This is a genomic window from Chryseobacterium sp. S90, from assembly GCF_047444895.1.
GTDB lineage: Bacteria > Bacteroidota > Bacteroidia > Flavobacteriales > Weeksellaceae > Chryseobacterium.
This window is the reverse complement of record NZ_JBLGCX010000001.1, coordinates 197,818-217,571: the sequence shown is the minus strand read 5'-3', so window position 1 is coordinate 217,571 and position 19,754 is coordinate 197,818. Positions and strand designations below refer to the sequence as shown.

Genomic DNA, 19,754 nt, shown 5'->3' with positions numbered 1-19,754 from the left:
AAGGAAGGATCTCTATAATAAACAACTGTGTGAGATTCTTCACTACATTACATTTCGTTCAGAATGATACTTTTGAGACAACCTCTTCATTTTATGGTAATTCTGTTTCAATGATTTCAATAAACCGGTTTACTGCTTCATCACCTGTATTCCAGGAAGTAATAAGACGTATTGCCGAAGAATTCTCATCTACTTTTTTCCAGACAAAAAATTCAAAACTTTCAGACAGTACGCTTATAAGTTCATTGCTTACAATAGGAAAAATCTGATTGGTATAGGTATCAGCAAGAAATGCTATTCCTTTTTTCTGCAATGCATTCTTAATTTTCATAGCCTGCTGATTGGCATGTTTCGCCAGATCAAAATACAGATTGTCTTTCATCAGTTCCATAAACTGTATTCCCAGCAGTCTTCCTTTAGCTAATAACGCTCCTTTCTGTTTGATATTAAAAGCAAAATCTTCCTGAAGAACGGGATTATTAATGACAATAGCCTCTCCTATCAACGCCCCGTTTTTGGTTCCTCCAAGGTAGAAAACATCCGTCAGAAGAGCTACTTTTTCCAGAGTAAGATCACTGATTTCTGAAGTCAGCCCATGTCCCAGCCTTGCTCCGTCCATAAACAGGTATAATTTCTTTTCTTTACAAAATGCTGAAAGCTCTTCCAGCTCTTTTGCCTGATAAATGGTTCCCAGCTCTGTAGAATTGGATATATACACCAGCTTAGGCATCACCTGATGTGGTACATTACTATGTCCTTCCAAAACCGGAATAATGTCCGACGGTCTTAATTTTCCATCTGCTGTTTCAATGCTCAATACCTTATGTCCAGTGGCTTCAATGGCTCCTGTTTCATTATTCAGAATATGACCGGGAGCGGCAGAAATCGCGCATTGATATGGCTTTAAAATCGCTGAAATAACAATTAAGTTCGCCTGCGTTCCTCCTGAAACCAAAAAAACTTCAGAATCCTGATTGTTGATTTTTTCTTTAATTAATGTTTTAGCTTTTAATGAATACTCATCTTCTCCATATCCGGCCTGCTGTTCAAAATTACTTTTTGTAAGCGCTTGTAGAATATTCGGGTGACATCCCTCTGAATAGTCGTTTTTGAATGAAAATTTCATAGAGTAAAAGTAAAAAAAGTTAAAATAACAAGAGTAAACTTTCATTTTATTTTGTTAGATTTGTATTGAAAATCATCTAACATTTTGAAAACAACCCTAACAGAAGAGAATTACCTGAAAGCTTTGTTTCATTTAGTTGACAATGAAGGAAAGGTTACGATTAATGAACTCAGCAAATTTTTGAATGTAAAAATGCCGAGTGTCAATAATATGATGAAAAAGTTTGCAGAGAAAAAGTGGGTCATTTATGAAACCTACAAACCTTTAATCGTTACCGAAGGCGGAAGACGTGAAGCCGCTCTGGTAGTCCGAAAACACAGACTTACCGAAATGTTTCTGGTAAAAAAAATGAATTTTGGATGGGAAAATGTTCACGAAATTGCCGAGCAGCTTGAACACGTACACTCTCAAATCTTTTTCGATAAAATGGATGAAATTCTGGATTATCCTAAATTTGATCCCCATGGAGAGCCTATTCCTGATAAAGACGGAAATATTATTTCCCAGGATCTGCAGAAACTGAGCCACTGTGAACCTGGTGAAAATGTTACTTTTGCCTCGGTTACTTTATCTGACGATGCTTTCCTTACTTATCTGAATGACAGAAAACTTCTCCTGAATACAAAAGTAAAAGTCGTTAAAGTGGAAAGTTTTGATAAATCAATGACGATAGAAATTGATGGCAAAACGGAAATTTTAAGCAAAAAGGCGACTGAAAAAATATTGGTTAAGAAATAATCTTAGCACATCTTAAAATAAACCTCACAGATTATAAAACCTGTGAAGTTTGTCATTTCATAAAACACTATTATAAGATTCTTGAACTATCTCTTTTCAATTTAAAATAATTCAGATCAATTTGCTTCCTCCGGTATTATTTTAACCTTCTTAGGTTTTATGCTCAACAGAAAAACAGTTGAAATAATAAATATACTTCCAATCCAGTCAATTAAAGAATAAGAAACATTAAGCCAAAGCACTGCTAAAATTGTAGCAGAAAGTGGTTCCATAGATGCCAGAAGACTTGTTTTCTGCCCTCCGATAATCTGAACTGCTGATAGATAAAAATAAAAAGCGATTAATGTTCCGAATAGTACAATAAATGCAGTATAGCCAAATGTCTGCATATCCCATACTCCCTGAATGTCCCATGGAGCTTTTACAAAACTGAATATGATGCCTGCACAAAACATTCCCCATCCAATGATAAGAGAAGATTTGTATTTTGATAAAAGTTTCACCGGCTGTAATGTATAAACAGCCAATGCAACAGCTGAAGCAAGGCCAAAGAACAAAGCTGTTCCGGAGATAGAAAGACTGGATGTATCTCCATGAGTTACCAGTAAAAAAGTTCCTAAAACTGCTAAAACAATTGCTGCTATTTCAACCAAAACAGGAACTCTTTTATTTTTAAAAGCAAGATATACAGCAATTATAACAGGGCCTGCATACTGAAGAACAGTGGCAGTGGCTGCATTAGAATATTTTATAGCCGCAAAATAGGTATATTGAACTGCCAACATTCCTGTTATGCTGAAAATAACAAGCTGTATGGCATCTTTTTTATTTTTCCAGATCTCAAAAAGCTCGGTTTTATCAGAAAACTTTGCATACAGCAAAAGACATATCCCGGAAATGAGTAAACGTATGGTAATCAGCCATTCAATATTAACTCCCCGCTGCTGAAAAAGAAATTGTGCAAATGTTCCGGCAACACCCCAGAATAAAGCGGCTAATACCGCCAAAGAAAAACCTTTTAGTACATTCATAGTGATAAATTCTATTTAAAATGCAAAATTGCATCAAATACTGCTTGATTTTTCACGAAATTTGAGTATTAATTTGCAATTTTGTTTCACTAAACTCCTTAATTCTAAAAAAATGAATGAACTTGACCAATTTGATTTTCAAATCCTTAAGATCCTGCAAAAGAATAATCTTACTCCACAAAGAGATATTGGAGATCATATAGGTCTTTCAGCTGCTGCGGTACAAAGGCGAATCAAAAGAATGCGGGAAACCGGAATAATTAAAGCAGACATTTCCGTCATTGATACAGAAAAGTTAAAGCACTCTGTTACCCTTATTGTAGAAGTTTTCCTGGAAAGGGATAAAATAGATTTGATAGATCAGGCTCAAACACTGTTTACTTCAGCTCCTGAAGTCCAGCAGTGTTATTATGTTACCGGAGAATCAGATTTTGTACTGGTAGTTGTAGTTCCTTCTATGAAAGACTACGAAAAGCTCACACGGAGAATATTTACAACAATGAGAATATCAAACACTTCAGAACATTAGTATCAATGAACACAGTAAAGGCAGGGCTTGAAATCCCTATTGATATTTTGTTGTGACAATAAAAACCGTTGATTCTCTGAAGCCAATTTTAACAAAAATCGTTAAAAAACGGTTAAACTCCCCTTCATAAAATACCTGAAAATTAATTTTTAATTAGGTTTGCAAAATATTCTACAGACTTTGTCTTTTCTGACAAATCCCAACATTTAATTATTACTAAAAAAATTATGAAAAAAAGCATTCCGTTTTTTATTATTTCGATGTTATTAAGCCCATTTGCAAACGCTCAGGACACCAAGGTGAGAGATTTTGTGATTGAGCCTCAGATTAAACCTAACTTTTATATTTATAAAACTTTCGGAGTATTTGGAGGTAAAGAATATTCTACCAATGCTGTTTATCTGGTAACCAAAAAAGGAGTTGTTTTATTCGATGTGCCATGGCAGAAAACCCAATATCAAAGTTTGCTGGACACTATTCAAAAGCGCCATAACCTTCCTGTTATCGCAGTATTTGCAACGCATTCACATGAAGACAGAGCCGGAGATTTAAGCTTTTATAACAACAAAGGAATTAAAACGTATGCAACAGCAAAAACCAATGAACTGCTGAAGAAAGACGGAAAAGCTACTTCTACAGAAATCATCAAAACAGGGAAACCTTATCGTATTGGCGGGGAAGAATTTGTGGTAGACTTTCTTGGAGAAGGACATACAGCCGATAATGTAGTGGTATGGTTCCCAAAATATAAAATACTGGATGGAGGATGTCTTGTGAAAAGCAAAGCAGCAGTTGATCTTGGCTATACAGGAGAAGCCAATGTTGCACAATGGCCACAAACCATGACAAAATTGGAAAACAAATATTCACAGGCCACTCTTGTGATTCCAGGTCATGACGAATGGAAAGGAGGCGGACATGTTGAGCATACGCTTGAGCTTTTAGAGAAAAACAAAAAACAGGAATAATAATTTATTTTTATAAACTTCATATACCATAAAAAAATCCCGAATTTTCATTCGGGATTTATATTTTAATGATGGTTGTATTAGTCTAATACACTCCAACCTCTCTTAGGATTTGTATTGGTAGAAACTTCCTGCTCGTTAACGATGATGTTTTCTTTTCTCTGACCGATGTAATCAAGTTCGCTTAGTTTAGAGAAAATGGTTTCAAGGCTTCTCAGCATCTGTTGAATATAAAGCAACGGCTCACCACAGTTATGATGATCGTAATTGGTCTCTGCCACAATAGAAAGCTGGTTCAATAAAGTATGAGGAGCAATCTCACTCCACTCCAGGCTATAGTTCAGCATTTCTTCCAATTCAGCAGGAACAAGAAGCTGTGTTGAATTATATAAATGAAGGGCCAATCTTGCAAAAGACTCAATCAGAAATACTGGCGGCTGCCAAGGCGTAATATTTCTGAACTGGAAATACATATCTCCAAAGGTATTCACCATTGTACTGCACAGGAACTTCACGTTTTGTGCCAACGCTGTATTTTGATTTTTATGGGAAGTCTTCTGAATAATTTTAAAAGCATACTGCTGAAGATTCCCGATAGATTTTGCATAGCTGCTGTAATATTCCACTAATGCCGGGTGACTCTGTACAGACGTACAAGGTGGAATAAAGTTGGAATCTACCTGAGCAATATTCCCTTTTAAGTCTACTTTTCCAATGATAAGATAATTACCTCCCGAGTAGCTGCTGTTAAGAGAAGTTACAGGAAGTAGTTCAATATGATGATTAGGCTGTGCACTTGGATGGCGCGGCGGAATTTCTTCAGGGTCAATATCTCCAAAAGGAACTTTATCAAAAGGATTTACAGAGATTAAGATATAATATTCTCCGTCTGCCTGTTCTTCGTTCATGGATTTCGCCAAAGACTTTACGCTGATTCTTCTGTCTGTCAGCTCAATACGGTAACCCGCCATCGTAACAGCGCTACAACGCTTGATAACAAGCTGTACATCATTGGTTGCAGTGTTGTGAACATCAAAAATGGTACGGTCTGTAAATTCATTGGAAATAGGCAGAAGTCCGTAGTTATATGTAGTAATTCCAAGGGAATTGGAATCTCTGATGGTATCAATTAAGAAATTATCCTGATCATTAAGGTGTCTCTGGGAAACCTTCATCCCATCCACCCAGTTGATTGCAAAATGTTTAATAGGCTGTATCATGTTTAATACTTTTTAATTTTTTGTGATTATGATTTTCTTGCGACTCCCTCCTCTTCATGCTGAATGACTCTCTTACAAATCACCACTTCATTTTCAGAAATGCTGTTTGTTGTAATGTCGTGGTCGAAATCTATGTATTTTCTGAAACTGAAAAACGATTTTTTAGTGTAAAAGATCCAATAGTAAGGCTCGTTTCCTTCGTCTGAAAGGTGAATAACAGATCCCGGATTCTTATGGTTGTAATCATCTACTACCCTGTAGAACCAATCTCCGAAAGTAACTCCCGTTGGAAGTGTTTTTGCCTTGATTCTGAAACGGTTGGTATCTTCTAATTTTTTGCTCAATTCAACATTCAATACCATTAATCTGTCAAAATCTGCTCCTTCAAAATCAGGCAGTTTCTGCTCCGGTGAATATCTCCATGTTTTATAAATATCAAAAGGAATCGTGATAAACTGGATATAACAGTAATAAAATACCATGGGAACTACAAAGATCAGCATACTTGTTGCCGCCATTACAGCATATCCTGTTCCTTTACTCATCCAGTTAAAGATCAGAGTGAAAAGATATCCACCCAAAGCGATACACGTCAATGAAAGCAGAGACTCAAACAGAATACTCATTGCCAGGGATTCGATGTGCTTTTTGAAATACTTATGCAACAAATTCACATGAATAATCCCGAAAATAAGGTAAACAACCTGTGCGATGAGATACCAGTACGGATTAAAGAGATTTCCGGCAAATCCGAAAAATCCCGGAATAGCCAGGCATAAACTGCACAGAAGCACGTATATAATAATTACTTTAATTTTGATCGCAGGTTTATTTCTACGGATTACACCCAGTATAACCATCATAATAATTGCGATTAAAGGCATTAAGATATACCTTAAAAAAATACCTTTTACTGAAGAAATTTCCATTTGTTTCTTTTCGAATTTATACTTTGTTGGTAGTTGTAAATATAATAAAATAATTTAGAGAAATGTAGAGTATCCAAGGCGGCTGGCATTTCTTCCATCGTCTTCAAGGCTGAATGAATATTCCTCTTTTTCTGTAACAAAATTCTCTTCCACATCCACTGTTACCGGAAGAAAATAATCATACAGTGACTGAAGTACATTTCTGAACGGACTTCCTGGTATATACTTCTTCATGTCTTCATAAGGAATAGGACCAATGTTCACCACCCAGTTTCGCTGCCCGTCCATATGCGGACCACTTGGAATGTAGGTTACTCCTAATCTTGAATTTCCCAATAACATGGAATTATCATTTTTCTCAATCCTATCAATGATGTTGGGTGAAAAAGTAACATTTACCGGTACCTGCAGAAAAGCAGTCATACATCTTTCAAACCATTTTTTATCTCCTCTTATCTGGTGGAAAAAAGGAAGAATATGCATGAAGATATAAGCATTCTGCTTATCCAGCATCTTTATCAGAGGCCAAAGCTCACTTACGGTTTCCAATAAAGAATCCGTATTGCTTGTAATATCAAATTCAGATTCTTTAAGTAAAGCACTGATTTCCGTAAAAAAAACTTCCAGCTCAAAAGGACGAAAAAACTTACGGGCATCATCTTCTACCCTTTTTTGTTTACGGATTTCCCTTACTACAGTATCTACGTTCTTTCTGGAAGCTCCAAGAGACGGCGGGTGGAATAAACCCTCCGGAAGATAGTCATAAATGCCTTCCCTGTAACTCTCTATGGTAAATACTTCTTCGTCAAATCCTAAATAACTGCTTGAAATACTCTTAATATCCTTCAGGTAAGCACGGTCGTTCACGCCAACACGCTCAATGAATATATTGCTTACCGCACGATGGTATTTCAATAGATTAACAGCCACAGCTTCAGCCTTAAAGTCTGTCTGCAGCTTATTGTAATGCATATCTACAATATTAGTCTCATACATAGTGTTTCCTCTGATTATGACTTGTAAAGATAATATATCTCATAAGTTTGAAAAAATATTTTACAAATAATTTTATCCTAAAAATAATAATTTATTGACATTAAAAGGAATAACTTCCAGCAAATTCCGTAAAAATACGGTAAATAAAAGGTTTATTTGTTTTTTTTAATTTAAAATTAACTATTCAGAATCAGATAATTAAAGGTTAAAGTTTTAGGTCGGGGTAAGTTTTTATATTTTAATTCTTCCTTATATATAAGGATACTATTCTCTCTTTCTCCACTCTCCTATCCCTGCTATTATTGATTTCTTATCTTCATCTAACAAAATATAAGTTTTCAAACGTAGTAGAAATACCTCTTTTATGCAGATTAAGTTTTATTAACATCATCTTATAGAATAAATTCAGGATAATGCATGCTCATTCCGAAAGCGGGCCGTATCTTTGCAGACTGAAAATTGTTATTTAAAATGAAAAGTATCTATTCTAAAATTCTGATTTTAGCATTCATGGCCTCTTCACTTTATTCTTATGCATGGGGATTAACGGGACACAGGGTTATTGCAGACATTGCAGAAAACCATCTTTCCCGTAAAGCGAGAAGAGAAATTAAAAAGATCATGGGAAAAGAGCGTCTGGCTTACTGGGCGAACTGGCCGGATTTCATTAAATCTGATACCACAGGAGCATGGAAACAGGCTTCATCATGGCATTATGTAAACATTGATCCGATGACCGACTTTAAAGCTTTTGAACAAAATTTAAAAGCGCAGGCAGGACCAAGTCTTTACACTCAGGTAAACACATTATCCAGCCAGATTAAAGACAAAAACACTTCTGAAAAAGACAGAAAAATTGCTTTAATTTTCCTTATCCATATTATGGGAGATCTTGCACAGCCCCTTCACGTGGGAAGAGCAGAAGATTTGGGAGGAAACAAAATCAATGTTACCTATTTCGGAGACAAAACCAATTTACACTCAGTTTGGGACGGAAAACTGGTAGACTCTCAAAAATACAGCTACACAGAATATTCTAAACTTTTGGATATCAAATCTAAAGAAGAAGTAGCACAGATACAGTCCGGGACGCTGGAAGACTGGTTATATGATTCTCATAAGATTGCTAATAAAATTTATGCACAGACTCCTAACGACTCTAAATTATCTTATGACTACCAGTATAAATTCAATGATACTTTGGAAAGACAGCTTCTATACGGAGGATTGAGACTGGCAAAAGTATTAAACGAACTTTTCTAAATACGGGTTTCGAGTTGCGGGTTCATTAACCAAAGGCGGCTTAAAATTGTATTTCAAGATATAAAAACGGGACTTCGGTTTCGTTTTTTTTGTTTAGGGTTTAGGGTTTAGGGTTTAGGGTTTAGGGAAATTACATTTTTTATTATTGACACATATTTTAATTTTCAAAAAAGAAATTAATACACTCATTATCAATTAATTAATATCATTATTACAAATCTAAAACCATCCAACCCGGAACAAAACAACTGATTATCAGCACATTAGTTAATTTAAAGTACACTTATATATTTTACTTCGGACATTATACAAAAAAACCGTTTTTTTACAATTCAAATAAAATACTGAATATCAATAAATTAAACCAAAACATGAAGATATTTACACATTTTACGGTTCACATTATACAAAAAATACTCTATCTCGTGTAACCTTTTTACCTTTTCATACGTATATATTATAGTAACTCTTTTTTGAGGATAAAATAAATGAGACAATTAAAAATCACTAAGCAGGTTACCAACAGGGAAACTGCTTCATTAGACAAGTATTTGCAGGAAATTGGTAAAGTGGAACTGATCACTGCGGACGAAGAAGTAGAATTGGCACAAAGAATACGTGCTGGCGACAGAGCCGCACTGGAGAAATTAATCAAAGCCAACCTTCGTTTCGTAGTTTCTGTATCCAAGCAATACCAAAATCAAGGTCTTTCTTTACCCGATTTGATCAATGAAGGTAACCTAGGATTGATGAAAGCGGCAAAAAGGTACGATGAAACTAGAGGTTTCAAATTTATCTCTTATGCAGTATGGTGGATCCGTCAATCAATTTTACAGGCATTGGCTGAACAGTCAAGAATTGTAAGACTTCCGTTGAACAAAATTGGTTCCATCAATAAAATTAATAAAGCATACGCTCACCTTGAGCAGGAAAATGAAAGACCACCTTCTCCGGAAGAATTGGCTGAAGTTCTTGACATGAGCGAGGAAGATATTAAAGAATCAATGAAAAACTCCGGAAGACACCTGTCTATGGATGCACCTTTAGTAGAAGGTGAAGATTCTAATCTTTATGATGTATTACGTTCAGGAGAATCTCCAAGTCCTGATAAAGATCTGATGCTTGAATCTCTACAAATTGAGATTGAAAGAGCATTGAATACTTTGACGCCAAGAGAGGCTGATTTGGTAAGATTATACTTCGGACTGAACGGAAAACACCCAATGACTTTAGAAGAAATTGGTGAGACTTTCGATCTTACAAGAGAGAGAGTTCGTCAGATCAAAGAAAAAGCAATTAAGAGACTAAAACACAATACCAGAAGCAAGATCCTAAAATCTTATCTGGGTAAATAATTTTTAGCGTAAAAAATTTTATAGGCGGAGTCTGGTTTCAGGCTCCGCTTTTTATTTAGATAGTATTCATACATCCAGTCCGTAAACTTCTGTAACATTTTTCACCGTTTATTCAACTAATTAAAATCATATCCTTTACTCATTTGCGATAAATTCTAAATGATTAATTTTAGTCGACGGGATATGATGTTGAGAACACCAAAATAAAACAGACTATGAAAAAAATACTTTTCGCTTCTATACTTGCGTTATCTGTACTTTCCTGCAGAGAAACTAAATCCCAAAATAATGATATTGTAGAAAAAGCCGCTGAGAACACGGAATCCAGTATGCCAATAAAGAGGTTAAGTAAAACTCAGGATATATTTAACGGTATTTATTATGAAAAAATCAAAAATGATGATGAAATTAAGAAAGTAGATAAAAAAATATTTTTAATGCAGGAAGATGCTCATAAAATGCAAGGTATATATAGCAGCGTCATTTCTAATTCAGAAGATTATTATTTGATTGCAGAAAATGAGGCAAAATCTATTAATGATTCAGTTTTAAGAAAGGAAATGATGAACCTCATCAAAGAAAGTTCAGATAAGTATTATCTAAAAGTTCAAAAGATAAAGGAACTTAAGAGTAAAATTTATCGTAACAAGCAAAGTATTTATAGCTTATACACTGCTTTCAAAATCAGAAAAACGCTTCCTGAAATTGAAAAGTATCAGAATGCCCATCCTCTGAAAACAGACAGCCTCAATCAATTCATCAATAAGCAAAACCAACTGTTAGAAGAATTGAAAAAATTAAAATAAATACCAACACAACTCATGAAATATACTACAAAATGGCTCACTGATAAAGCCCGCGTTAAAGAACTGGTAGACTTTTTTATTACCCATAAAACAGATTCTTATATTTCCCATGGCGAAATGATGTCCGGCAGGGCCATCGATTCCCACCATTGGAATCCGGATCTTGAACTGATTCTTACTGAACAGCTGATTACTGATTTTAATTCTGATGGCAGTTCCAAGCTGAATATTCTGATTGCAGAAAATGAAAATGGGGAAATTGTCGGAATGATGGTTTTTAATGTGATCAACAGTCCTTTTAAAAAGTATGCGATTTTAGAAGATATGCTTCTGGATCAGTCTGTAAGAGGCCAGTCACTGGGAAGTAAACTGTTAGAGAAAGCCATCCATGAATCTAAAAACTGGAATATCAGTTTCATCCTATTGGAAAGCGGAGTCAACAACCATGGAGCGCACAACTTTTTTAGTAAATATGGTTTCAAAAAGGTATCGGAAAGCTATATTTTAACAATATAAATTAAATGATGTCTTATGAGCACCATTTCAATCATCGGAGCCGGAATCGGAGGATTGACCCTCGGAAATATACTGAAACAGCATCAGTATGATTTCACGATTTATGAATCTGCTCCCGAAATAAAACCTGTAGGAGCCGGAATTATGATGGCCGTCAATGCAATGCAGGTTTTTGATCAACTGGGATTGAAGGAAAAAATTGAAAAAGCAGGTAATAAAATCCATAGAATTGTTATTGCCAACGAATCTTTACAGCCTATCTCCAAAACAGAAATTCTGGAACTTGAGGCTCAATACAATTCATGTAATGTTGCGATCCACCGTGCTGAACTCCAAAAGATCTTAGCTGAAAACCTTTCTCCCGATTCCATTAAGCTTAATCATTCTCTACAAAAAATTGAGAAGAGAGAAAACTATATTTTAGATTTTGAAAACGGAAATCAATTTGAAAGCCAGATTGTTTTTGGAGCTGATGGTATAAAATCCCCTATCCGGAACCAGATTTTAAAAACCGGAACAATCCGTAACTCAGGACAGAAATGCTGGCGTGGTTTTTTAGATTTCGATCTGCCAGAGAAATATCATCAGGAAGCCTTTGAGATGTGGGGAAAAGGAAAACGTTTTGGATTTGTAAAAATTTCTGATAGAAAAGTATACTGGTATGCCTGTATCAATGAAAAAAACTTCGGGAGATCTCTTGAAATTGCAGAGATTTTTAATGATTTTGATCCTTTGGTCTTACAACTTATTGAAGCTACAGCAAACGAAAATATTACTTGTAATACAATCTCCGATCTCGCTCCTATTCCCAAATGGTATTCTGAAAATCTATGTCTTATCGGAGATGCTGCTCACGCCACAACTCCTAATATGGGGCAAGGTGCCTGCCAGGCCATTGAAGATGCTTATATCATCGGAAAATTGCTGGAAAAAAATCAGGATTTCAATGTTGTTTTTGAAGCATTTCAAAGTATCAGAAGAAAAAAAGTAGATTATATCGTCAACACAAGTCGAAGCATAGGCAAGGTTTCTCAATGGGAAAGAGGAAATTCAATACGTAATTTTCTCATGGGTATGATTCCGGAAAGTATGCATCAAAAAATGGCTAAAAAGATTATAGAACTGGAAATGTAGAAATACTGTTTAGGAAAAGATAAAATTTCAAAAATTATATTCGATTTATTAATAACAACTAAAAATTAACAGCATGAAAAAAATCTTTTATGTATTGCTCTTATTCATAGGAGTACATACAGCACGAGCACAGGAGGTCCCGGTACTGGACAGAGGATTATTTTTTGGAAACCCGGAAATTTCCGGAGGACAGTTGAGCCCGGATGGAAAATGGATTTCCTTTACGAAAGAATATGGTGGCATCATGAATATATGGGTTAAAAAAATTGATGAACCTTTTGAAAAAGCCCGCCCACTCACAGACAGCAAACGTCCGATGAACGGATATTTCTGGTCTGAAGATGGAAAGTATATTCTTTATGTAAAAGATGGAAATGGTGACGAGAACATGAATATTTTCGCCGTAGATCCTATGGCAAAAGTAACCACAGGAATTCCGGAATCAAGGAATATAACACCTCTTAAAGAGGTAACAGCACAAATCTACATGGTAAGCAGAAAAGATCCTGATTTACTGATGATTGGACTGAATAACCGTGATAAAGCATGGCATGATTTATATTCATTGAAGATCTCAACAGGCGAACTGAAAAAGATTTATGAAAATACAGACCGCATCACAAGCTATGAATTTGACTGGGATGAAAAATTAAGAGTGCTGTCCAAAACAGATGATAAAGGAACTACCCAGTTTTTTTATAAAGAAGGAGATAAACTTACGCCTATTTATGAAACATTGATAACGGAAAGCGCCTATATTTCAAACTGGAACGAGGATAATTCTAAATTCTATCTGGTAACCAATAAAGGGAATCTTGATAAATCAACCCTATTCCTGATGGATCCGAAAACAAAACAGATTACAAAAATAGAAAGCGATCCTAAAGATAAAGTAGATTTTGGAGGACTGTTTCTGGACAGAAATACAAGGAAGATGATCTACACTTCTTACACCGGAGATAAAACAGAGTATTACTGGAAAGACAAAACATGGGAAGATAATTATAAATTTCTGCAAAGTAAATTTCCTGGAAGAGAAGTTAATTTTTCAAGTTCTACGAATGATTATTCTAAATTCTTAGTTGCTGTTGGAGGTGATAAATATGCTTCTGAAGCTTACTTTTTTGATGCAAAAACAAAACAGTTGCTATTTCAGTATACACCAAGAACAGAATTGAAAAAAGTTGAAAAGTACCTGGCTGCAATGACTCCTATTTCTTATAAAAGCAGTGACGGACTTGAAATTCCGGCATATCTGACTTTACCTGTAGGTTCATCCGGTAAAAATGTACCTGTAGTTGTTCTCGTTCATGGGGGTCCGAAAGGTCCAAGAGATTATTGGGGATATAATTCAACCGTACAGTTTTTAGCCAACAGAGGATATGCGGTATTACAGCCCAACTTCAGAGCGAGTGGCGGATACGGTAAAAAGTTCCAGAACGGCGGAGATCTTCAATGGGGAAAACTAATGCAGGATGATATCACCTGGGGCGTAAAGTACCTGATTGATCAAGGAATCGCAGACAAAAATAAAGTAGTAATTATGGGAGGAAGCTATGGTGGATATGCAACACTCGCAGGTTTAGCATTCACTCCTGATGTATATGCTGCTGGAGTAGATATTGTAGGGCCAAGCAACCTCTTTACTTTATTGGATTCTGTACCTGCTTACTGGGAAGCTGCCCGTGCTTTCCTTTACGGAATGGTAGGTGATCCTAAAACTGAAGAAGGTAAGAAACGTATGCATGATGCCAGCCCGTTATTCAGTGTAGATAAAATCAATAAGCCATTACTGATTGTTCAGGGAGCGAATGACCCAAGAGTAAAGCAGGCTGAAGCCGATCAGATTGTCATTGCACTGCGTGATAAAGGTAAAAAGGTAAATTACATCCTTGCCGATGATGAAGGCCACGGATTCCGTAAGCCGGTTAACAGTATGGCGATGTATGCTGAAACCGAGAAATTCCTTGCTGAAGTAATCGGTGGAAGATATCAGAAAGAAATGCCTGATAATGTGGCAAAACGTCTGAAGGAAATGACGGTGGATATTTCAAAAGTGACCTATACACCAAAAAGCGAAAAAACCGCAGGAGCTTCTAAATAAAGTTTCTGTATTCAATTAAATAAAGCCATCTCACTTTCACGAGATGGCTTTTGTTTTTAAGTTCTTATTTTTCCTTTTCAGCCTGCGTCAGCTCTATCCAATGAACTATTTCTCCTATCTGTTTTTCGGAAAGTTTCGCTTCCGGATGAAGATAAGTATAAGAAGTAAGCGGCATTTTTTTCTGCTGTATTTGATTCACAATAGATTCTAATTTATTAGTCTGTTTACGATGGCTGTAGCTCCCCCATTCATTAAAATTCAATTCTTCTTTTCCTTTTTTAATATGCTTTTCAAGATAATAACTTAAAGGCTGTATATAAGAATAAAATGGATAATGAGTAGAATTGCTGTGACAGTCATAGCATGAATTTCTAAGAACAGACTGCACATTCTCAGGAAGTTTATAAACCTTTGAGATATCTGTAGAAGGAACCTGCCCGTAATCAATATTACGGGCAGGCTGAATAATCTGAATAAGTAAAAAAATTAGAACAAACCCTAGCAATATGTTTTTCATGTGTCGGTTCATCTCTTTTTACTATTTTAAAATACTTTCTTTACAGATCCGCAGTTAATCATTTTCTGTCCTTCATATGGATTGATAATCTCTTCTGATTCACTGATCCAGGTTCCGCCTTTTCCATTATTGTACATTGGACAGAAGTCCTGGTATAATTTCAATCCGCCAGTTCCCTTTTCTTTTATTAAATCAGTAATATCATTACTCAAGGATAACAGATGTTCTCTCTGATGAGCTATATCATCAGATTTTTCACCGATATGCTCTGCGTTTTCCGCTGCACTTTCTACAATATCACGCAATTCAGAATTGCTTTTTGCATCGGTTTTACTGATATCTATTTTCTTTAATATAGAAAACAGACTTTTAGCCGCATCGGAAGTTTTTTTAGAATCATCCTGAGCCAGGGCATTTTTTAGAGGAAGGTAGCCTTTGATAATTTGTTGAATCGGAAAAGCTGAAAGCTCGCCGGTTTCTTTTTTACTTTCTTCCGGGGTTTCTTTTACCTCCTGATTTGAGATTTCTGCAGGTTCAGTTTTGCCCGTCGTTTTAATTTCCGGTTCTGCTTTCTTCTCAGATATTTTACTGTTGGGTTTATTACAAGAGTATAATGTGGCTCCCACAAACAGTACGGTTATTATATTTTTCATTGTTTTTTAAATAATATGGTTAAAAAAATTAATACGTTAAAGTAACACCTGCACCCCAGCCCATTTCATTATCATAGTTTCCGGAAACGGATAACCATTTTTGAAGAATATACCTCATTCCTGTTGAGAATTCACCATCAGAATTGACGCTGAAGTTTCCTCTCAGTCTTCTTGAAAGTGGAATATCCTCACGGCTCAGTTCTAACAGTACTTTTCCGTTCTGGTCTACACTTGCATCAGCTGTAATCAACATGGGAAGTACATACTGCATACCTACCATGAATGCAAATTTGTTTTTGGAAGCTTTCTGCTGTCCGAACCAGGTCTTTTTCCCATGAAAATCCATACCCATATCCTCTGCCATCTGTCTTTCCATGATCTCATGATTTTTTTGAACTCTTACTCCTGCATAGGGAAGCGCCCACTGGAATTTTCCTAAAAACCGTCCTACTTTTGCACTTCCTTCAAAATGATCAAAATTCCAGTTGGAATGAAACTCATTCAGGTTAGCCCATCTTGGTCCGAACATCGTCATCGTTTCTGCATGAATCTTATTGCTTGCTACATCCAGCATCGCCATAGAACTGGTCATTTTATTATCCTGTATAAAGTTTTTCCAGGCTAATTTTCTGTTCGGAAGCTGTGGATTGGGTTTAGAGTTTTCATAACTGAAGATTCTTCCCATTCCCGCCATCATATGGTATAAGATATGGCAGTGGAAAAACCAGTCACCATCCTGATTGGCTGCAAATTCTATCGTTACGGTTTCCATTGGCATGATATCTACCACATTTTTCAATGGAGAATATTCTCCTTTTGAATTGATTAATCTGAAATCATGACCGTGAAGGTGCATCGGGTGGCGCATCATAGAATTATTATACATTTTAATTCTAAGAACTTCTCCTTTTTTTATAAGGATCTTATCTGTTTCCGTTACGGTTTTATTATCCAGAGTCCACAGATAATGGTTCATATTCCCTTCCAGCGTAAACTTCATTTCACGGATGCTGTCTGTAGGAAGAATTGTTTTTTCAGGAGATTTTAAAATATTGTAAGACAGTCTTTTAATGGTTTTCTCTTCTGCCATATCCATTCCTGAGTGTTGAGAATGATCCTCCTTTTTATCTTCCTTCGTCTTCACTCCCATCATCTCATTGATGTGTTTGGCTGTAGTTTTTCTTTGATTTTCAGATAATTCCGGGTACATTACTTCGTTCATATCCATCATCTGATTTCCCATCGTCATGGTCATAGGCTTCATATTTCCGCTCATTTCCATCATGCCGTTCATCATTTTCATTCCTTCAAAAAGCATCAGCCTTGGAAGATTGGGAGCTTCTACCTTCTCACCTGAACCCAGCCAAAGGGAAGCGTGTCCTATTCTGTCTTCTGAAGTCGCTCTGAATTCAAAGCTTTTATTCTCCGGAATCGTGACTTCAATATCATAGGTTTCAGAAACGCCGACAATCAAACGGTCAACTTCTGTCGGAACTACATCATTTCCATCATTTCCGACTACTTTTATCTTTCCGCCTCCGTAATTCAGCCAGAAATAGGTAGATGAACCTCCGTTGGCCACTCTTAATCTTACTTTGTCTCCAGGCTTTAGATTGGAATAATCTGAACTTGGAGTTCCATTGATCAGGAATTTATCATAATAGACATCACTCACATCCATCGCCTCCATTCTTTTCCATTCATTCAATGCTTTTGTCCCTAAATTTCCGGACTTGATGGCTTCCCAGTAACTCTGTACTGCATTTTTCTTTACAGCATACCAGTCTGTATTGGCCATATGAAGTCTTCTTGCAATCTGCATCGGATTATCATCACTCCAATCTCCCAGCAATACCGGAATCTCAGCATTGTATTCTGTTTTCGGCTCACCTTCTCTTTTCTTAAAAACCAAAATCCCATTCATTCCTATCTGTTCCTGAAGTGCTTCGTGGGAATGATACCAATACGTTCCGTTTTGGGAAACTCTGAATTTGTATAAATGGGTTTCTCCGGGCGTTACAGGTTTTGTCGTAAGATATGGAACTCCGTCATGTTCATTAGGAAGAATTACTCCGTGCCAGTGCAATCCTGTATTTTCCTTAAGCATATTGTGCAGGTAAATTTCTGCTGTATCTCCTTCCGTAAAATATAAAGTCGGAGCCTGAAGTTTCCCGTTGATCGCAATCGCTCTCCTGTTTTTTCCGGTGAAATTGACAATGGTATCTTTTACATACAGATCGTAACGAACCGTTTTCCCACCAAAAGTAATTCTTCCGTTTTCTGAATTACGTTTTAAAACAGATTTTTCTTCCTTTGGATTTTCAGCCTGTACATGAGAATGATCTTCTTTCTCTACAAGATCCATCCCGCATTTAGGACATTTTCCCGGCTTATCCGAAACTACTTCAGGATGCATCGGGCATGTGTAAGTAGTTTGAGCTTTAACTGTTGATATAACTTTTTTTTCTGGCTGAACAGAAGGCTTTATTACTTTTGCTTGCTCAATCTTAGTTGTTTCCTTTACTTTATTTGCCTTATTTATTTTTGTTTCTGCAGGTTTTGCCTTTGTTTCTGTTTTAGCTGCAGATTTCGCTTCCGGTTTTACAACGGCTGTCTTTTTAACCAGAGTCATTCCGCATTTCGGGCAGTCCCCAGGTTTTGAGGACACCACTTCAGCGTGCATCGGACAGGTATAATACGTTTTTGTATTTTGTGCGAAAGTAAAAACAGAGAATAACAGCACCAGAAACATTATCAGTTTTTTCATAATATTTCAAAGTTTTTAGAAGTTGCACAACTTAAAGTCAATTATAAATTAAGCTATACAACTTGTTATTTTAAAGAATAATAGACTAATTATTTAAACTCTGACTTTACGCTTCCGCATGAAAGCATAGACTTCCCGTAGTATGGGTTGGCAATCTGTTTTTCATCGCTCAGCCAGCTGCCATCTGCCATTGGGCAATATTGTACATAGACTGGATTTTCAGAAAGTTTGAACTCCTTGGTTAAAGCGATCATATTGTCTGAAAGATTGAGAAAGGTTTCTCTTTGAGCGGTAACATTTCTTGCTTCGGAAATAACAGAAGCATCTTTTCTAAGAACATTCAGATTCCCTTCCGAAACCATTTTATAGTCAATGGCTGAAGCTGTTTTAATGAATTCTGTTGCGGCTTTTGAAGTTTTGTCAGCATCATCTGAAGCTAGTGCTGATTTGATTGCAATATAGTTCTGATACAGCTTAGAAACCTGAGCATCCTTTTTAGATTGTGCTGATAATGAAATGATTGAGAATATAGATAAGGCTGCTGTAATGATATATTTTTTCATTGTTTTAAATTTTAGAATTAATTTTTAATAAAGAATAATGGGTAACGCATCAGGAATATGCGTCAGGACATGTCGCCTGTAACTGTACATGGTAATGATACAGAAAACGACAGACGAATTCTAAATTCTAAAATTACAATGATTGATGTAGATTGGGACCGGCCGGTATTCAGGTGGTCCATTAATCTGGATTTGAGTATACTTGGTAGCTGAAAAAGACTTATCAATAATAGGAAACTGATGTTTCACAGGAATTTCTGAAATCTGGCCTAAAAAGTCAATTTTAAGCAGATCTGATTTCTGGGAATCATCTACTTTTACTACTTTGATCTCTGTTTTGCAGCATTTTTTTTTGTCTTTCACACCGCATTTAGCACAGATACCATCTGTTTTCTGGCTTACAGAAACAAATTCCTTCATGCAATAATGAATGCTAAAAGCTGCTCCGGAAGAAAAACCGAAGTAGAAAATAGAAAACAATATGGCAAGAATCTTTTTCATTGATAGGACAAAGATAAAAATATCTCTGAGACCGTTGT

General features: G+C 36.1%; 19 protein-coding genes. 9 read left to right on the top strand and 10 right to left on the bottom strand.

What is annotated here, in order from left to right; translation table 11 throughout:
• Nucleotides 1-91 precede the first annotated feature (91 nt).
• Nucleotides 92-1,126 (bottom strand): threonine aldolase family protein, encoded by a 1,035-nt coding sequence (locus tag ACLMCG_RS01075; RefSeq protein ID WP_413958445.1) that lies wholly within the window; start codon nt 1,124-1,126, stop codon nt 92-94.
• 84 nt (nt 1,127-1,210) lie between these two features.
• On the opposite strand from ACLMCG_RS01075, the gene ACLMCG_RS01070 reads away from it, so the two are divergent.
• Nucleotides 1,211-1,864, top strand: a complete 654-nt coding sequence (locus ACLMCG_RS01070) for a metal-dependent transcriptional regulator (protein ID WP_223600722.1) — start codon at nt 1,211-1,213, stop codon at nt 1,862-1,864.
• 116 nt (nt 1,865-1,980) lie between these two features.
• Here the strand turns inward: ACLMCG_RS01070 and ACLMCG_RS01065 are convergent, their stop codons facing one another.
• Entirely contained in the window at nt 1,981-2,895 is a 915-nt protein-coding gene (locus tag ACLMCG_RS01065; RefSeq protein ID WP_413958444.1) for a DMT family transporter, read from the bottom strand.
• Nucleotides 2,896-3,007: 112 nt separating this feature from the next.
• Between ACLMCG_RS01065 and ACLMCG_RS01060 the strand changes: the two genes are divergently transcribed.
• Complete coding sequence (locus ACLMCG_RS01060; RefSeq protein ID WP_413958443.1) at nt 3,008-3,424, top strand: Lrp/AsnC family transcriptional regulator; 417 nt, start codon at nt 3,008-3,010, stop codon at nt 3,422-3,424.
• Nucleotides 3,425-3,651: 227 nt separating this feature from the next.
• Complete coding sequence (gene blaIND / locus ACLMCG_RS01055) at nt 3,652-4,392, top strand: IND family subclass B1 metallo-beta-lactamase (protein WP_413958442.1); 741 nt, start codon at nt 3,652-3,654, stop codon at nt 4,390-4,392.
• A gap of 80 nt (nt 4,393-4,472) precedes the next feature.
• On the opposite strand, the gene ACLMCG_RS01050 is transcribed toward blaIND, so the two are convergent.
• The 3 genes from ACLMCG_RS01050 to ACLMCG_RS01040 are packed head-to-tail and all read right to left on the bottom strand — an operon-like array spanning nt 4,473 to nt 7,513.
• Nucleotides 4,473-5,612: a hypothetical protein gene (locus tag ACLMCG_RS01050; protein ID WP_047374599.1), complete on the bottom strand. Its 1,140-nt coding sequence runs from the start codon at nt 5,610-5,612 to the stop codon at nt 4,473-4,475.
• A 26-nt stretch (nt 5,613-5,638) separates the two neighbouring features.
• On the bottom strand, nt 5,639-6,541 hold the full coding sequence (locus tag ACLMCG_RS01045; protein WP_223600726.1) for a TssN family type VI secretion system protein: 903 nt from the start codon (nt 6,539-6,541) through the stop codon (nt 5,639-5,641).
• 54 nt (nt 6,542-6,595) lie between these two features.
• Complete coding sequence (locus tag ACLMCG_RS01040) at nt 6,596-7,513, bottom strand: type VI secretion system baseplate subunit TssG (RefSeq protein WP_223600727.1); 918 nt, start codon at nt 7,511-7,513, stop codon at nt 6,596-6,598.
• A 495-nt stretch (nt 7,514-8,008) separates the two neighbouring features.
• Between ACLMCG_RS01040 and ACLMCG_RS01035 the strand changes: the two genes are divergently transcribed.
• From ACLMCG_RS01035 to ACLMCG_RS01010, 6 genes are all read left to right on the top strand, one after another.
• Complete coding sequence (locus ACLMCG_RS01035) at nt 8,009-8,800, top strand: S1/P1 nuclease (RefSeq protein WP_223600728.1); 792 nt, start codon at nt 8,009-8,011, stop codon at nt 8,798-8,800.
• A 488-nt stretch (nt 8,801-9,288) separates the two neighbouring features.
• Nucleotides 9,289-10,155: an RNA polymerase sigma factor RpoD/SigA gene (locus ACLMCG_RS01030; protein ID WP_002979276.1), complete on the top strand. Its 867-nt coding sequence runs from the start codon at nt 9,289-9,291 to the stop codon at nt 10,153-10,155.
• A gap of 215 nt (nt 10,156-10,370) precedes the next feature.
• Nucleotides 10,371-10,961 (top strand): hypothetical protein, encoded by a 591-nt coding sequence (locus ACLMCG_RS01025; protein ID WP_413958441.1) that lies wholly within the window; start codon nt 10,371-10,373, stop codon nt 10,959-10,961.
• Nucleotides 10,962-10,976: 15 nt separating this feature from the next.
• Entirely contained in the window at nt 10,977-11,477 is a 501-nt protein-coding gene (locus ACLMCG_RS01020; protein ID WP_052186419.1) for a GNAT family N-acetyltransferase, read from the top strand.
• A gap of 15 nt (nt 11,478-11,492) precedes the next feature.
• On the top strand, nt 11,493-12,611 hold the full coding sequence (locus ACLMCG_RS01015) for an FAD-dependent monooxygenase (protein WP_413958440.1): 1,119 nt from the start codon (nt 11,493-11,495) through the stop codon (nt 12,609-12,611).
• Nucleotides 12,612-12,684: 73 nt separating this feature from the next.
• Nucleotides 12,685-14,715 (top strand): S9 family peptidase, encoded by a 2,031-nt coding sequence (locus tag ACLMCG_RS01010; RefSeq protein WP_413958439.1) that lies wholly within the window; start codon nt 12,685-12,687, stop codon nt 14,713-14,715.
• Nucleotides 14,716-14,779: 64 nt separating this feature from the next.
• On the opposite strand, the gene ACLMCG_RS01005 is transcribed toward ACLMCG_RS01010, so the two are convergent.
• From ACLMCG_RS01005 to ACLMCG_RS00985, 5 genes are all read right to left on the bottom strand, one after another.
• On the bottom strand, nt 14,780-15,232 hold the full coding sequence (locus ACLMCG_RS01005; protein ID WP_413958438.1) for a heme-binding domain-containing protein: 453 nt from the start codon (nt 15,230-15,232) through the stop codon (nt 14,780-14,782).
• Nucleotides 15,233-15,258: 26 nt separating this feature from the next.
• A complete protein-coding gene (locus ACLMCG_RS01000) occupies nt 15,259-15,885 on the bottom strand; it encodes a DUF3347 domain-containing protein (RefSeq protein ID WP_413958437.1) in 627 nt (208 codons plus the stop codon).
• A 28-nt stretch (nt 15,886-15,913) separates the two neighbouring features.
• Nucleotides 15,914-18,652 (bottom strand): multicopper oxidase domain-containing protein, encoded by a 2,739-nt coding sequence (locus ACLMCG_RS00995; RefSeq protein ID WP_413958436.1) that lies wholly within the window; start codon nt 18,650-18,652, stop codon nt 15,914-15,916.
• 89 nt (nt 18,653-18,741) lie between these two features.
• The gene (locus tag ACLMCG_RS00990) at nt 18,742-19,215 is read right to left on the bottom strand and encodes a DUF3347 domain-containing protein (protein ID WP_413958435.1); all 474 of its coding nucleotides are present in this window, start codon (nt 19,213-19,215) and stop codon (nt 18,742-18,744) included.
• Nucleotides 19,216-19,335: 120 nt separating this feature from the next.
• Entirely contained in the window at nt 19,336-19,716 is a 381-nt protein-coding gene (locus tag ACLMCG_RS00985; RefSeq protein ID WP_413958434.1) for an HYC_CC_PP family protein, read from the bottom strand.
• Nucleotides 19,717-19,754: the final 38 nt, after the last annotated feature.

Coding starts and splice junctions, on each gene's coding strand:
- ACLMCG_RS01000 (WP_413958437.1), bottom strand. CDS start 15,885: ATGAAAAATATAATAACCGTACTGTTTGTGGGAGCCACATTATACTCT.
- ACLMCG_RS01065 (WP_413958444.1), bottom strand. CDS start 2,895: ATGAATGTACTAAAAGGTTTTTCTTTGGCGGTATTAGCCGCTTTATTC.
- ACLMCG_RS01030 (WP_002979276.1), top strand. CDS start 9,289: ATGAGACAATTAAAAATCACTAAGCAGGTTACCAACAGGGAAACTGCT.
- ACLMCG_RS01045 (WP_223600726.1), bottom strand. CDS start 6,541: ATGGAAATTTCTTCAGTAAAAGGTATTTTTTTAAGGTATATCTTAATG.
- ACLMCG_RS01075 (WP_413958445.1), bottom strand. CDS start 1,126: ATGAAATTTTCATTCAAAAACGACTATTCAGAGGGATGTCACCCGAAT.
- ACLMCG_RS01060 (WP_413958443.1), top strand. CDS start 3,008: ATGAATGAACTTGACCAATTTGATTTTCAAATCCTTAAGATCCTGCAA.
- ACLMCG_RS01020 (WP_052186419.1), top strand. CDS start 10,977: ATGAAATATACTACAAAATGGCTCACTGATAAAGCCCGCGTTAAAGAA.
- ACLMCG_RS00995 (WP_413958436.1), bottom strand. CDS start 18,652: ATGAAAAAACTGATAATGTTTCTGGTGCTGTTATTCTCTGTTTTTACT.
- ACLMCG_RS01050 (WP_047374599.1), bottom strand. CDS start 5,612: ATGATACAGCCTATTAAACATTTTGCAATCAACTGGGTGGATGGGATG.
- ACLMCG_RS01040 (WP_223600727.1), bottom strand. CDS start 7,513: ATGCATTACAATAAGCTGCAGACAGACTTTAAGGCTGAAGCTGTGGCT.
- ACLMCG_RS00990 (WP_413958435.1), bottom strand. CDS start 19,215: ATGAAAAAATATATCATTACAGCAGCCTTATCTATATTCTCAATCATT.
- ACLMCG_RS01005 (WP_413958438.1), bottom strand. CDS start 15,232: ATGAAAAACATATTGCTAGGGTTTGTTCTAATTTTTTTACTTATTCAG.
- ACLMCG_RS00985 (WP_413958434.1), bottom strand. CDS start 19,716: ATGAAAAAGATTCTTGCCATATTGTTTTCTATTTTCTACTTCGGTTTT.
- ACLMCG_RS01035 (WP_223600728.1), top strand. CDS start 8,009: ATGAAAAGTATCTATTCTAAAATTCTGATTTTAGCATTCATGGCCTCT.
- ACLMCG_RS01015 (WP_413958440.1), top strand. CDS start 11,493: ATGAGCACCATTTCAATCATCGGAGCCGGAATCGGAGGATTGACCCTC.
- blaIND (WP_413958442.1), top strand. CDS start 3,652: ATGAAAAAAAGCATTCCGTTTTTTATTATTTCGATGTTATTAAGCCCA.
- ACLMCG_RS01025 (WP_413958441.1), top strand. CDS start 10,371: ATGAAAAAAATACTTTTCGCTTCTATACTTGCGTTATCTGTACTTTCC.
- ACLMCG_RS01010 (WP_413958439.1), top strand. CDS start 12,685: ATGAAAAAAATCTTTTATGTATTGCTCTTATTCATAGGAGTACATACA.